We start from the raw sequence: 14,179 nt of genomic DNA, 5'->3' as shown, positions 1-14,179 counted from the left end.
GACGACATGCGGAGACAGCAGGCGGCGCGGCGACTCAGGCCTTGAGCGTGGCCAGGATGTCGTTGAAGGTCTTGCTGGGGCGCATCGCCTCGCTGACCTTGGCCAAGTCGGGATGGTAGTAACCGCCAATCTCCACCGGCTTGCCCTGCGCGCCGTTGAGCTCGGCCACGATCGTGGCTTCGTTCTCGGTCAGGGCCTTGGCCAGCGGCGCGAACTTGGCCTGCAAAGCCATGTCTTCGGTCTGCGCAGCCAGGGCCTGTGCCCAGTACATCGCCAAATAGAAGTGGCTGCCGCGGTTGTCGAGCTCGCCGACCTTGCGCGCGGGCGACTTGTTGTTGTCTAGGAACTGACCGTTGGCGACATCCAGCGCCTTGGCCAGCACGGTGGCCGATGGGTTGTCGTAACGGTTGCCCAGGTGCTCGAGCGACGCGGCCAGGGCCAGGAATTCACCCAGCGAATCCCAGCGCAGGCAGTTCTCTTCGACGAACTGCTGCACATGTTTGGGCGCCGAACCACCGGCACCGGTTTCGAACAGGCCGCCGCCGGCCATCAGCGGCACGATGGACAGCATCTTGGCACTGGTACCGAGTTCCATGATCGGGAACAGGTCGGTGAGGTAGTCGCGCAGCACGTTGCCGGTGACCGAGATGGTGTCCTGACCCTTGCGGATGCGCTCCAGCGAGAAGGTCGTCGCTTCCACTGGCGGCAGGATGCGGATATCCAGGCCGTTGGTGTCGTGATCCTTCAAATACTGCTCGACCTTGGCGATCACCTGCGCATCGTGCGCGCGCGCCTTGTCCAGCCAGAACACGGCCGGCGTCTCGCTCAGGCGGGCGCGCTCCACGGCCAGCTTCACCCAATCCTGGATCGGCGCGTCCTTGACCTGGCACATGCGCCACAGATCGCCGGCTTCCACTGCGTGCTCGAACACCGTTTTGCCGTTGCCATCGGTGACCTTGACGGTGCCGGCGCCGGACATCTGGAAGGTCTTGTCGTGCGAGCCATATTCTTCGGCCTTCTGCGCCATCAGCCCCACGTTGGGCACCGAGCCCATCGTGGACGGATCGAACGCGCCGTGCGCCTTGCAGTCGTCGATTACCGCCTGATATACGTCCGCGTAGCAACGATCCGGAATCACCGCCTTGGTGTCCTGCAACTTGCCTTGCGCGTTCCACATCTGGCCGGAGTCGCGAATCATCGCCGGCATGGAAGCATCGACGATCACGTCGCTGGGCACATGCAGGTTGGTGATGCCCTTGTCCGAATTGACCATCGCCAGGCCCGGACGCTGCGCGTATTCGGCCTGGATATCGGCAGTGATCTGTACCTGCTGCTCTTCCGGCAACGTGCCGATGCGTGCGTACAGATCGCCGATGCCGTTGTTGGGATCGAAGCCGACCGACTTGAGCGCATCGGCATGCTTGCTCAGCGTGTCCTTGTAGAACTCGCCGACCACCACGCCGAACAGCACCGGGTCGGAGACCTTCATCATGGTGGCTTTCAGATGCACCGAGAACAGCACGTCGCAGGCCTTGGCATCGGCAATCTGCGCGTCGATGAAGCTGGCCAGAGCGCGCTTGCTCAACACCGCAGCGTCGACGATTTCGCCGGCTTTGACCGCGACCTTGTCTTTCAGCACGGTGCTGCTGCCATCGGCACCGACGAATTCGATCTTCAACGTGCCGGCGTCGGCGATGGTGGCGGACTGCTCGCTACCGAAGAAATCGCCGGACTCCATGTGCGACACGTGCGACTTGGAATCGCTGCTCCACTTGCCCATGCGATGCGGGTGCTTGCGTGCGTAATTCTTCACCGACAGCGGTGCACGACGATCGGAATTGCCCTCGCGCAGCACCGGATTCACCGCGCTGCCCTTGACCCTGTCGTAGCGCGCCTTGATGTCTTTTTCCGCAGCATCCTTGGGCTCGTCCGGATACGCCGGCAACGCGTAGCCCTGGCCTTGCAGCTCCTTGATCGCGGCCTTAAGCTGCGGCACCGAGGCGCTGATGTTGGGCAGCTTGATGATGTTGGCTTCCGGCGTGGTGGCCAGCTCGCCCAGTTCGGCCAGGTCGTCGGCGATCTTCTGCGTGTCGCTCAAATGCTCGCGGAACAGCGCAAGAATGCGCCCGGCCAGCGAGATATCGCGCGTTTCGACCACGATGCCGGCGGTATCGGTGTAGGCATCGATGATCGGTAGCAGCGACTGCGTGGCCAGGTAGGGTGCTTCGTCGGTGAGCGTGTACAGGATCTTCGGTGTCTTCGACATGAGGTGCGATGGCTCTTGTGGTCGGGAGGAGCGCCGGCATTCACGGACGATGGCAGTGGTGCGCGCGACGGGGGTCGTTGATGCACACCGGTTAGCCAGGGTTGGATGCGGCGATGGATCAGCACGGCATTGTCGCGTCTGAGCCGCGCCCGGGTAAAGCGACCACAGGCGGATGCTTCGTCCCGTCACCAGGGCAATCGACATGGATGCAGCTGAAACAAATGCGATGCAACAAAAAGGCGCGACTTGATCGGTCGCGCCCTGTTTGCGTGGCTCAGTGAAATGTCGAGCCGTCGGTCGACGGGATCGGCGGCGACGCGCACCGATGCTGTACATCGCCAATGTCGCCCAACCTTACTTGACGGTGATGGTCTGCGGATTGCCTGCAGGCTTGCCGTCCACCATGACCTGCGCGGTGTAGGTGCCGGCCGGCCAGCCATCGGGCTTGCTGAAGCTCAGGTTGGTGGTTTCGGCACCGGTGGTGTTCAACGTCGCGTTCTGTTCGCCAGCCACCTGGCCATCCTGGTAGGTCAGCTTTGCCGATACGGCCACGTTGCTCGCGCTGCCGTCCGTCTTGACCGAGACGATGATGGTGTCTTTGCTGCCGACACTGGTCCCCGGGGTCACCGTCTTGTCGGCTGCGGCCTGGGTGCCGACGGCCACGCTGGACACCGTCACTGCGCTACCCGTCGCAGCACCGCCATCGGTGCTGGCCGCACCGGTTGCGCTGCCCTGGGCTGCCTGATCGCTCGCCGGCGGGGTGGCGGCCGGGCCGGCATCGCTTCGGTCGCGGCACCGGAAGTGGGGTCTTTGGAAACGCTGTCGTCGTCGGCCTTCTTGCTGCAGCCAGACACGGCGAGAACGCCCGCCAACGCCAGGGCCAAGCTGCTCGAAACAGAGGTAGTACGCATAAATCGATTCTCCGGTAGCCAGAACGCCTGCAGTGGCAGTGTTCGAGTTGGTTTCTGGGTTTGTTGAATGACGTTGCCGCCAGCGACTGGAAGCCGACCCGCCGTTACGACTTTGCGGGCAAGCGCAGCACCTGCCCGGGAAAGATCTTGTCCGGGTCCTGCAGCGTTTCGCGGTTGGCTTCGAAAATACGTGGCCACAGATTGCCGTCGCCTAGATGGCGCTTGGCAATACTGGAGAGGCTGTCGCCGGCCTGGACGGTCACCGATTCTTCAACGAGCTGTGCGGTGCTTTGTACACTGGTGCGCACGTTGGAAAAATCGGGCGCAGGCGTCACCTCGGCGGTGCTATCGACCGATGAGGTGACGTTGGAGAAATCTGCCTTCTTGTCGACACTCATTGCTGCAATCCCTGTGCATCGCGGTGTCAGCAGGGTGCGCGGGGCGCTGTTAAGCATGGATCGCGCCGCCGTGAAGCCCGCGCGATCCCGCATGAGCGCGATCTACTGACGCAGGTCGCGGAAAATCGACAGCGGCGTCGGGACACTGGCCGAGCTGCGCAGCGGATTGATGTCCAGGCCGCCACGACGTGTGTAGCGCGCTTCCACCAGCAGCCACTGCGGCGCGCACTGCGTCAGCACGTCGTTGAAGATGCGCTCGACGCATTGCTCATGAAACTCGGCGTGGTCGCGGAAACTCACCAGATAACGCAGCAATCCCTCGCGATCGATCGGTGCGCCGCGGTAACGCAAGGTGAGGCTGGCCCAGTCCGGCTGGCCAGTCACCGGGCAATTGGATTTGAGCAAGGCCGAGGTCAGCACTTCTTCCACCACTGGCTGCGCATGCGCGCAGAGATAGGTCGCGTTCGGCGGGCCGTAATCGTCGATGCTGACATCCAGCGCGTCGATCGATTCGCCCTCGCCCACCGCATCGATCGGCGGCAGGCCGAACTCTACCGCCACATCGGCACCGGCGCGCGTGGACAGGTCGGTCGCAATGCGCGTGCGCACCGCTTCGGCGCTGTTGAAGCGGGTGGCGTTGAGCGAGTTGAGATACAGCTTGAGCGACTTGGATTCGATCAACGAGGGCGAATCGCAGGGCACGTGCAAGGTGGCGGTGGCTACGCAGGGCTTGCCCTGTGCATCGAGCCAGCTGAGTTCGTAGGCGTGCCAGCGATCGCGGCCGATAAACGGCAGGTCACCAGTCAGCCCGATGGCCTGGCGCCCGGCCGCACGCGGAATCGGAAACAGCAACGACGGGTCGTAGCCGCTCGGATAGGCGACCTCACGACCGAGGGTGGAATCTTCTGGGGTATTCATGTCGCCATTTTAGGCCGCACGGGCTGGCCGTGAGGTGTATGGCAACGCGTGACAGAGAGCGAATGGAAAACCCGAAGATCGCCGCTCTAGAATCGAGCCACCGGCCCAACCAGCGAAAGCGGGAATCGCCCAGCCACGGACGATTCCCCATTCCCCATCACCCCTGCTGCAGATAATCCAGCGACACCTGCAACAGCGCGCGCAAGCCCACATCCAGCGACGACTCGTCCAGCAGGAACTGCGGCGAATGGTTGCTGGGTGCGGTGGCCGGGTCGATACCCTTGGCGGTGGAGCCGACGAAGAAGAACATCGACGGAACCTGCTGGGCGTAGAACGAGAAATCTTCAGCGCCCATCTGCAACGGCGGTTCGTACACATTGTCGGCACCCACCACGGCCTGCAGGCTTGGCAGCATCCTGGCCGTCAGTGCGGGGTCGTTGACAGTGGCCGGATTGCCCGGCTGATCCGGCACCTGCGCCTGGACCTTGGCCCCATGCGCGGCGGCGGTGTGTTCGGCCACGTTCTTGAGATCGGCAAAGATCTGCTGGCGCATGCCCTCGTCGAAGGTGCGGATGGTGCCGACCATTTCCACATCGTCGGGGATGATGTTGTAGCGGATGCCGCCCTTGATCGCGCCGAAGCTGAGCACCGCCGGCTGCTTGGACAGGTTGGCGCGGCGGCTGATCACCGTTTGCGCGGCGCCGATCATGTCGGCGCTGGCCACGATCGGGTCGATGCCGTTCCACGGCGCCGAGCCATGGGTCTGGCGGCCGATCATCTTGATCGCGAAGCGGTCCGAGGCCGCCATCAGCGGGCCGCTGCGCACCGCGATCTTGCCGGCCTGCACGCTGGAGAACACATGCAGGCCGAACACCGCCTGCGGCTTGAAGTCGGCAAACAGGCCTTCCTTGAGCATCAGCGAGGCGCCGCCCTCTTCGTTGCCTGGGGCGCCTTCTTCGGAGGGCTGGAAGATCAGCATCACCTCGCCGGGCAACTGCTCGCGCATGCCCACCAGCGCTTCGGCCACGCCGAGCAGGATGGCGGTGTGCGCATCGTGGCCGCAGGCATGCATCACCCCGACCTGCTCGCCGCGGTATTCGGCAGTGGCCTTGGAAGCGAACGGCAGCCCGGTCTGCTCTGTCACCGGCAGCGCGTCCATGTCCGCACGCAGCGCGATCTTCGGCCCCGGCTTGGCGCCCTTGATGATGGCAACCACGCCGTGATGGGCGATGCCGGTGCGCGGCTTGAGGCCCAGCTTGCGCAGCTGCGCGGCCACGGTGGCGGCCGTGCGCTCCTCGCGGTTGGACAACTCCGGGTGCTGGTGGAAGTCGCGGCGCCACTGCACCACCTTGGCCTGCAGCGGGGCGGCAGCGGCCTGAACGTCGGGCCGCTGCGCAGTCTGCGCGGTGGCGAGCATGGGCAGGGCGAGCAGCAGCGCGCTGGTCAGCAAGCGGGAGGGGCGCATCGGCAATCCTCAAAAGATGGTTGCCTAATGTAGTGCAGGCGCGTGCCGGATGGGCTGTAGTGGGGCCCGATTCAGCCCGGCGGTCAACCGCGGTCGCCGTGGCGCGTTGCCGCTGCAGTGCAAGTGTGACCGTTGCGGTCGTTTCGCCAGCCGAGCCGTTACTTCAGTAACGCTCAATTGGGAGAGCGCAACGATATGCTTTGCACAGCCGCCCCCACGGTCGCATCCACGCGCCCGGCCCGCCCTCAGGAGTTGTCGCATGTCGCGTTTTTGGAAGGTCACGCTGCTGGTTGTCGCGGTGCTCGTCGTGGTGTTCGTCGCAGTGCGGATGATGGGTGGGGGCAATCACGGCAAGCGCGCAGGCGCGCCGGACGGCAATGACCCGGAGAACAGCGGCCCGGTACCGGTGACGGTGGTGGCGGCCACCACGCAGGACGTTCCGGTCTATGCCAGCGCGCTGGGTACGGTCACCGCGCTCAATACGGTCACGGTCAGCCCGCAGGTGGGCGGCCAGCTGATGAGCCTGAATTTCAAGGAAGGCCAGGAAGTGAAGAAGGGCGATCTGCTGGCGCAGATCGATCCGCGCACGCTGCAGGCCAGCTACGATCAGGCACTGGCGGCCAAACGCCAGAACCAGGCGCTGTTGGCGACCTCGCGGGTGAATTACCAGCGTTCCAACGACCCGGCCTACAAGCAGTATGTCTCGCGCACGGATCTGGATACCCAACGCAACCAGGTGGCCCAGTACGAGGCCGCGGTTGCGGCCAACGATGCGCAGATGCGCTCGGCGCAGGTGCAATTGCAGTTCACCCGCGTCACTGCGCCGATCGACGGCATCGCCGGCATCCGTGGCGTGGACGTGGGCAACATCGTCACCAGCAGCTCCACGATCGTCACCCTGACCCAGATCCGCCCGATCTACGTGTCTTTCAACCTGCCCGAGCGTGAGTTGCAGGCAGTGCGTACCGGTCAGACGGCGGCGCCACTGGCCGTGGCGGCACTGGATCGCGGCGATGCGCATGTGATCAGCAGCGACGGCAAGCTGGATGTGATCGACAACCGCATCTCCGCCGACAGCGGCACCTTCGGCGCACGCGCGATCTTCAACAACACCGACAACGCGCTATGGCCGGGCCAGTTCGTCAATGTGCGCCTGCAGCTGCGCACCATCGCCGGCGGTACCGTGGTGCCGTCCCAGTCGGTGCAGCGCGGCCCTGACGGTGATTACGTGTACGTGGTGGGCAGCGACAACACCGCACAGATGCGCACCGTGGTGCAGGGCGTGGAAGTGGACGACAGCCATGTGCAGATCACCAAGGGCCTCAAGCCCGGCGAGCGGGTGGTGACCGAAGGCCAGTTCCGCCTGAAACCGGGCAGCAAGGTCAGCGCGCTCAAGCCGGGCGAGACGCCGCCGGAACCGACCGAGGCCGAACTCAAGGCCGCGAAGGACAAACAGAGCCGTGGTGGTGGCCCCGGCGGCCGTCGTGGCGGCGGTCCGCGCTAATTCTCGACCATCGGCGACGGAACCTCCGTCGCCGATGTGCGCCGGCGCTGCATGCGCCGGCTTCGCCTGACGTCTTCAGCAAGGACACCCCCCGTGGGCTTTTCGACCATCTTCATCCGCCGCCCGATCGCCACTTCGTTGTTGATGGCCGGCGTCCTGCTGCTGGGCATCCTGGGCTACCGTCAATTGCCGGTCTCGGCATTGCCGGAAATCGACGCGCCCAGCCTGGTCGTCACCACCCAGTACCCCGGCGCCAATGCGACCACCATGGCCTCGCTGGTGACCACGCCGCTGGAGCGCCAGTTCGGGCAGATTTCCGGCCTGCAGATGATGACCTCCGATTCGTCGGCGGGCCTGTCCACGATCATTCTGCAGTTCTCGATGGAGCGCGATATCGATATCGCCTCGCAGGACGTGCAGGCGGCGATCCGCCAGGCCACCCTGCCCTCTTCGCTGCCGTACCAACCGGTCTATAACCGGGTCAATCCGGCCGATGCGGCGATTCTCACGCTCAAGCTCACCTCCGATTCGCTGCCGCTGCGCGAGGTCAACCGCTATGCGGATGCGATCCTGGCCCAGCGCCTGTCGCAGGTGCCGGGTGTGGGCCTGGTGTCGATCGCCGGCAACGTGCGCCCTGCCGTGCGCATCCAGGTCAACCCGGCGCAGCTGTCGAACATGGGCCTGACCATGGAGTCGCTGCGCAGCGCGCTGACCCAGACCAACGTCAGTGCGCCCAAGGGCTCGCTCAACGGCAAGACCCAGTCCTACAGTATCGGCACCAACGACCAGCTCACCGACGCGGCGCAGTACCGCGAGACCATCATCAGCTACAAGGACGGCCGCCCGGTGCGGCTTGCCGACGTGGCCAACGTGGTCGATGGGGTGGAGAACGATCAGCTTGCCGCCTGGGCCGACGGCAAACAGGCGGTGCTGCTGGAGATCCGCCGCCAGCCCGGCGCCAACATCGTGCAGACGGTGGAGCAGATCCGCAACATCCTGCCGCAGCTGCGATCGGTGTTGCCGGCCGATGTGCATCTGGAGGTGTTCTCCGACCGCACCGAAACCATCCGCGCCTCGGTACATGAGGTGAAGTTCACCCTGGTGCTGACCATCGCGCTGGTGGTGGCGGTGATCTTCGTGTTCCTGCGCCGGCTGTGGGCCACCATCATTCCCTCGGTGGCGGTGCCGTTGTCGCTGGCCGGCACCTTCGGGGTGATGGCCTTCGCCGGCATGTCGCTGGACAACCTCTCCTTGATGGCGCTGGTGGTGGCGACCGGGTTCGTGGTCGACGATGCGATCGTGATGATCGAGAACATCGTGCGCTACATCGAACAGGGCAAGAGCGGGCCGGAAGCGGCCGAAATCGGCGCCAAGCAGATCGGCTTCACCGTGTTGTCGCTGACCGTGTCGCTGGTGGCGGTGTTCCTGCCGCTGCTGTTGATGCCGGGCGTCACCGGTCGGTTATTCCACGAGTTTGCGTGGGTGCTGTCGATTGCGGTGGTCATCTCGATGCTGGTGTCGCTGACGTTGACGCCGATGATGTGCGCCTACCTGCTCAAGCCCGATGCCTTGCCCGAAGGCGAAGACGCGCACGAGCGCGCGAGCGCGGCCGGCAAGACCAACCTGTGGACGCGCACCGTGGGCACCTATGAGCGCAGCCTGGACTGGGTGCTTGCCCACCAACCGCTGACCCTGGCCGTGGCGATCGGTGCGGTGGCGTTGACGGTGGTGCTGTATGTGGCCATTCCCAAGGGCTTGCTGCCCGAGCAGGACACCGGCCTGATCACCGGCGTGGTGCAGGCCGATCAGAACGTGGCGTTCCCGCAGATGGAGCAACGCACCCAGACGGTGGCCGCCGCGTTGCGCAAGGACCCGGCGGTGACCGGCGTGGCAGCCTTCATCGGCGCCGGCACCATGAACCCCACGCTCAACCAGGGCCAGCTGTCGATCGTGCTGAAGACGCGCGGCGACCGCGAGGGCCTGGACGAGGTGCTGCCGCGCCTGCAGAACGCAGTGGCCGGCATTCCGGGCGTGGCCTTGTTCCTCAAGCCGGTGCAGGACGTCACCCTGGACACGCGGGTGGCCGCGACCGAATACCAGTATTCGATCTCGGACGTGGACAGCAGCGAGCTGGCCACCTGGGCCGGGCGCATGACCGAGGCAATGCGCAAGTTGCCCGAGCTGGCGGACGTGGACAACAACCTGGCCGACCAGGGGCGTGCGCTGGAACTGAGCATCGACCGCGACAAGGCCAGCATGCTCGGCGTGCCGATGCAGACCATCGACGACACGCTGTACGACTCCTTCGGCCAGCGCCAGATCTCCACCATCTTCACCGAGCTCAATCAGTACCGCGTCGTGCTGGAAGTTGCGCCGGAATTCCGCACCAGCACCGCCTTGATGAACCAGCTGGCGGTGGCCAGCAACGGCAGCGGCGCGCTCACCGGCACCAACGCCACCAGCTTCGGCCAGGTCACCTCGTCCAACTCGTCCACTGCCACCGGCGTAGGCGCGCAGAACACCGGCATCGTGGTCGGTGCCGGCAGCATCATTCCGCTGGCCGCGCTGGCCGAGGCCAAGGTCACCAACACACCGTTGGTGGTGAGCCACCAGCAGCAGCTGCCGGCCATCACCATCTCGTTCAACCTGGCGCCGGGGCATTCGTTGTCGCAGGCAGTGGCGGCGATCGAGAAGGCGCGCGAAGAACTCAAGATCCCGACCCAGGTGCATGCGCAGTTCGTCGGCAAGGCCGCCGAATTCACCGGCAGCCAGACCGACATCGTGTGGCTGCTGCTGGCCTCGATCGTGGTGATCTACATCGTGCTGGGCGTGTTGTACGAAAGCTACATCCACCCGTTGACCATCATCTCCACGTTGCCGCCGGCCGGTGTCGGTGCGTTGCTGGCGCTGATGATGTGCGGGCTGAGCCTGTCGGTGGACGGCATCGTCGGCATCGTGCTGCTGATCGGCATCGTCAAGAAGAACGCCATCATGATGATCGACTTCGCCATCGACGCACGCCGCGAGGGGGCGACTGCGCACGATGCGATCCGGCGCGCCTGCCTGCTGCGCTTCCGCCCGATCATGATGACCACCGCTGCCGCCATGCTGGGCGCGTTGCCGCTGGCGCTGGGCACCGGCATCGGCTCGGAACTGCGCCGCCCGCTGGGCATTGCGATCGTCGGCGGCCTGCTGCTATCGCAGCTGGTCACGCTGTACACCACCCCGGTGATTTATCTGTACATGGAACGCGCCGGCGAGCGCCTGCGCGCATGGCGGGCGCGGCGGGCGGCACGCCGTGACGGCATCAACCCGGCGCCGACCTCGGAGCGCCCGGCATGAGGACCGGTAGCGGCATCGCTGATCGGTCTACTGGCCCGCGGCATCGCCCGCTCGCGCACACGCGGGGTAGCCGCCTTGGCTTCGGCTTTGGTTCTGGCCCTTACCGATTCCCGATTCCCGAATCCCAGTTCCCGAATCCCGATTCCCGATTCCCGGCAGTCACCCCATGAACATCTCCGCGCCCTTCATCAAGCGCCCGATCGGCACCTCGCTGCTGGCGATCGGTTTGTTCGTGATCGGATTGATGTGCTACCTGCGGCTGGGCGTGGCAGCGCTGCCGAACATCCAGATTCCGATCATCTTCGTGCACGCCACCCAATCCGGTGCCGACGCCAGCACCATGGCCTCCACCGTCACCGCGCCGCTGGAACGTCACCTGGGCCAGTTGCCCGGGATCGACCGCATGCGCTCGTCCAGCTCGGAGAGCAGCAGCCTGGTCGTACTGGTGTTCCAGAGCAGCCGCAACATCGATTCGGCCGCGCAGGACATCCAGACCGCGATCAACGCATCGCAATCGGACCTGCCCTCCGGGCTAGGAACGCCGATGTACTCCAAGGCCAACCCGAACGACGACCCGGTGATCGCCATCGCGTTGACCTCGGAGACGCAATCGGCCGATGAGCTCTACAACGTGGCCGATTCGCTGCTGGCGCAGCGGCTGCGCCAGATCACCGGCATCAGCTCGGTGGACATCGCCGGTGCGTCCACCCCGGCAGTACGCGTGGACGTGGACCTGCGCGCACTCAACGCGCTGGGCCTGACACCGGACGATCTGCGCAATGCGGTGCGCGCGGCCAATGTGACCTCGCCGACCGGATTCCTGTCCGACGGCAACACCACCATGGCCATCATCTCCAACGATTCGGTGTCCAAGGCCGCCGATTTTGCGCAGCTGGCGATCTCCACCCAGTCCAACGGGCGCATCGTGCGCCTGGGCGATGTGGCCACCGTTTACGACGGCCAGCAGGATGCCTATCAAGCCGCCTGGTTCGACGGCAAACCGGCGGTGGTGATGTACGCCTTCACCCGCGCCGGCGCCAACATCGTCGAGACCGTCGACCAGGTGAAGGCGCAGATTCCCGAACTGCGTAGCTATCTGCAGCCCGGCACCACGCTCACGCCCTACTTCGACCGCACGCCCACCATTCGCGCCTCGCTGCACGAGGTGCAGGCCACGCTGATGATCAGCCTGGCGATGGTGATCCTGACCATGGCGCTGTTCCTGCGCCGGCTCGCGCCCACCCTGATCGCCGCTGTCACCGTGCCGTTGTCGCTGGCCGGCTCGGCGCTGGTGATGTACGTGCTCGGCTTCACCTTGAACAACCTCAGCCTGCTGGCGTTGGTCATTGCGATTGGCTTCGTGGTCGACGATGCGATCGTGGTGATCGAAAACGTCATGCGCCATCTGGACGAAGGCATGTCGCGCCTGGACGCGGCGTTGGCCGGTGCGCGCGAGATCGGGTTCACCATCGTGTCGATCACCGCCTCGCTGGTGGCGGTGTTCATCCCGATGCTGTTCGCCAGCGGCATGATCGGTGCGTTCTTCCGCGAGTTCACCGTGACGTTGGTGGCGGCGATCGTGGTGTCGATGCTGGTCTCGCTGACCTTGACGCCGGCGCTGTGCAGTCGTTTCCTGTCGCCGCACGCCGAGCCTGAAACACCCGGCCGTTTCGGCGCCTGGCTGGACCGCATGCACGAACGCATGCTGCGCGCGTACACGGTGGCGCTGGATTTCTCGCTGCGCCATGCACTCCTGCTGTCGTTGACGCCGTTGTTGCTGATCGCCGCCACCATCTTTCTGGGCAGTGCGGTCAAGAAGGGCTCGTTCCCCGCGCAGGACACCGGCCTGATCTGGGGCCGCGCCAATTCCAGCGCCACGGTGTCGTTTGCCGACATGGTCAGCCGCCAGCGCCGCATCACCGACATGCTGATGGCCGACCCGGCGGTGAAAACCGTCGGCGCACGCCTGGGCTCCGGCCGTCAGGGCTCCAGCGCATCGTTCAATATCGAGCTCAAAAAGCGCGATGAGGGCCGTCGGGACACCACCGCCGAAGTGGTCGCGCACCTGAGCGCCAAGGCCGACCGTTACCCGGACCTGGACTTGCGCCTGCGGGCGATCCAGGACCTGCCCAGCGATGGCGGCGGCGGCACCAGCCAGGGCGCGCAATACCGCGTGTCGCTGCAGGGCAACGACCTGGCGCAGCTGCAGGAATGGCTTCCCAAACTGCAGGCTGCGCTGAAAAAGAACCCGCACCTGCGCGATGTCGGTACCGACGTGGATACCGCCGGCCTGCGCCAGAACATCGTGATCGACCGCGCCAAGGCGGCGCGCCTGGGCATCTCGGTGGGCGCCATCGATGGTGCGCTGTATGGCGCGTTCGGCCAGCGCTCGATTTCCACCATCTATTCCGATCTCAATCAGTACAGCGTGGTGGTCAATGCACTGCCCTCGCAGACAGCCACCCCCAAGGCGCTGGATCAGATCTTCGTGCCCAACCGTGCCGGCCAGATGGTGCCGATCACCGCGGTCGCCACCCAGGCACCGGGCCTGGCGCCGCCGCAGATCATCCACGAAAACCAGTACACCACGATGGAGCTGAGCTACAACCTGGCACCGGGCGTCAGCACGGGCGAGGCGGACTTGATCATCAAATCCACCGTGGAGGGCCTGCGCATGCCCGACGGCATCCGCCTCAGTGGCGACGACAGCTTCAACGTGCAGCTCAGTCCCAATTCGATGGGCATCCTGCTGCTGGCCGCGGTGCTCACCGTCTACATCGTGCTGGGCATGCTCTACGAGAGCCTGATCCATCCGGTGACCATCCTGTCCACCTTGCCGGCCGCCGGCGTGGGCGCGCTGCTGGCGTTGTTCATCACCAACACCGAACTGTTGGTGATCTCGATGATCGCGCTGGTGCTGCTGATCGGCATCGTCAAGAAAAACGCCATCATGATGATCGACTTCGCGTTGGTGGCGCAGCGCGTGCATGGCATGGATGCGCGCGCAGCCGCACGCGAGGCCTCGATCGTGCGCTTCCGCCCGATCATGATGACCACGATGGTGGCGATCCTTGCCGCCGTGCCGCTGGCGGTGGGCCTGGGCGAGGGCTCGGAGCTGCGTCGCCCTCTGGGTATCGCGATGATCGGCGGGCTGGTGTTCTCGCAGAGCCTGACCCTGCTCAGCACGCCGGCGCTATACGTGATCTTCTCGTGCCTGAGCGAGCGCTGGAAGGCGCGTCGCGCCCGCGCGCGGGCACGCCGTGCAGAACGCGCAGCGGCGCGTCGCCCGGCCGCCCAAGCGCACTGAGGTTTGCGTCGACTGACCGCCCAGCCCGGCAGCGCAGCCTCGGTGAAGCAACCGGAAACACGCAGGAG

General features: G+C 65.3%; 7 protein-coding genes and 1 pseudogene. 3 read left to right on the top strand and 5 right to left on the bottom strand.

Annotated elements, in window-relative coordinates:
• Positions 1–34: 34 nt before the first annotated feature.
• From F7R02_RS05410 to F7R02_RS05390, 5 genes and pseudogenes are all read right to left on the bottom strand, one after another.
• The gene (locus tag F7R02_RS05410) at positions 35–2,266 is read right to left on the bottom strand and encodes an NADP-dependent isocitrate dehydrogenase (RefSeq protein ID WP_078589539.1); all 2,232 of its coding nucleotides are present in this window, start codon (positions 2,264–2,266) and stop codon (positions 35–37) included.
• 354 nt (positions 2,267–2,620) lie between these two features.
• Positions 2,621–3,177: pseudogene (locus F7R02_RS05405) on the bottom strand (hypothetical protein).
• Positions 3,178–3,281: 104 nt separating this feature from the next.
• Complete coding sequence (locus tag F7R02_RS05400) at positions 3,282–3,575, bottom strand: LysM peptidoglycan-binding domain-containing protein (protein WP_003484545.1); 294 nt, start codon at positions 3,573–3,575, stop codon at positions 3,282–3,284.
• Between the two features lie 102 nt (positions 3,576–3,677).
• Complete coding sequence (gene queF, locus F7R02_RS05395; protein ID WP_078589541.1) at positions 3,678–4,493, bottom strand: NADPH-dependent 7-cyano-7-deazaguanine reductase QueF; 816 nt, start codon at positions 4,491–4,493, stop codon at positions 3,678–3,680.
• A gap of 157 nt (positions 4,494–4,650) precedes the next feature.
• Positions 4,651–5,958: a M20 family metallopeptidase gene (locus tag F7R02_RS05390; RefSeq protein ID WP_003484547.1), complete on the bottom strand. Its 1,308-nt coding sequence runs from the start codon at positions 5,956–5,958 to the stop codon at positions 4,651–4,653.
• Positions 5,959–6,217: 259 nt separating this feature from the next.
• On the opposite strand from F7R02_RS05390, the gene F7R02_RS05385 reads away from it, so the two are divergent.
• From F7R02_RS05385 to F7R02_RS05375, 3 genes are all read left to right on the top strand, one after another.
• A complete protein-coding gene (locus F7R02_RS05385; protein ID WP_078589543.1) occupies positions 6,218–7,462 on the top strand; it encodes an efflux RND transporter periplasmic adaptor subunit in 1,245 nt (414 codons plus the stop codon).
• A gap of 93 nt (positions 7,463–7,555) precedes the next feature.
• A complete protein-coding gene (locus tag F7R02_RS05380; protein ID WP_167520972.1) occupies positions 7,556–10,804 on the top strand; it encodes an efflux RND transporter permease subunit in 3,249 nt (1,082 codons plus the stop codon).
• A gap of 166 nt (positions 10,805–10,970) precedes the next feature.
• Positions 10,971–14,111, top strand: coding sequence for an efflux RND transporter permease subunit (locus F7R02_RS05375; RefSeq protein ID WP_151210055.1), 3,141 nt, complete (start codon positions 10,971–10,973; stop codon positions 14,109–14,111).
• Positions 14,112–14,179 lie beyond the last annotated feature (68 nt).

The sequence above is a fragment of the Xanthomonas cissicola genome (assembly GCF_008801575.1).
GTDB lineage: Bacteria > Pseudomonadota > Gammaproteobacteria > Xanthomonadales > Xanthomonadaceae > Xanthomonas > Xanthomonas cissicola.
The sequence above is the reverse complement of the archived record's forward strand: the minus strand, read 5'-3'. Positions and strand labels throughout refer to the sequence as shown.

Excerpts from the sequence above, each read along its gene's own strand:
- F7R02_RS05410 (WP_078589539.1), bottom strand. The coding sequence starts at position 2,266 with ATGTCGAAGACACCGAAGATCCTGTACACGCTCACCGACGAAGCACCC.
- F7R02_RS05400 (WP_003484545.1), bottom strand. The coding sequence starts at position 3,575 with ATGAGTGTCGACAAGAAGGCAGATTTCTCCAACGTCACCTCATCGGTC.
- queF (WP_078589541.1), bottom strand. The coding sequence starts at position 4,493 with ATGAATACCCCAGAAGATTCCACCCTCGGTCGTGAGGTCGCCTATCCG.
- F7R02_RS05390 (WP_003484547.1), bottom strand. The coding sequence starts at position 5,958 with ATGCGCCCCTCCCGCTTGCTGACCAGCGCGCTGCTGCTCGCCCTGCCC.
- F7R02_RS05385 (WP_078589543.1), top strand. The coding sequence starts at position 6,218 with ATGTCGCGTTTTTGGAAGGTCACGCTGCTGGTTGTCGCGGTGCTCGTC.
- F7R02_RS05375 (WP_151210055.1), top strand. The coding sequence starts at position 10,971 with ATGAACATCTCCGCGCCCTTCATCAAGCGCCCGATCGGCACCTCGCTG.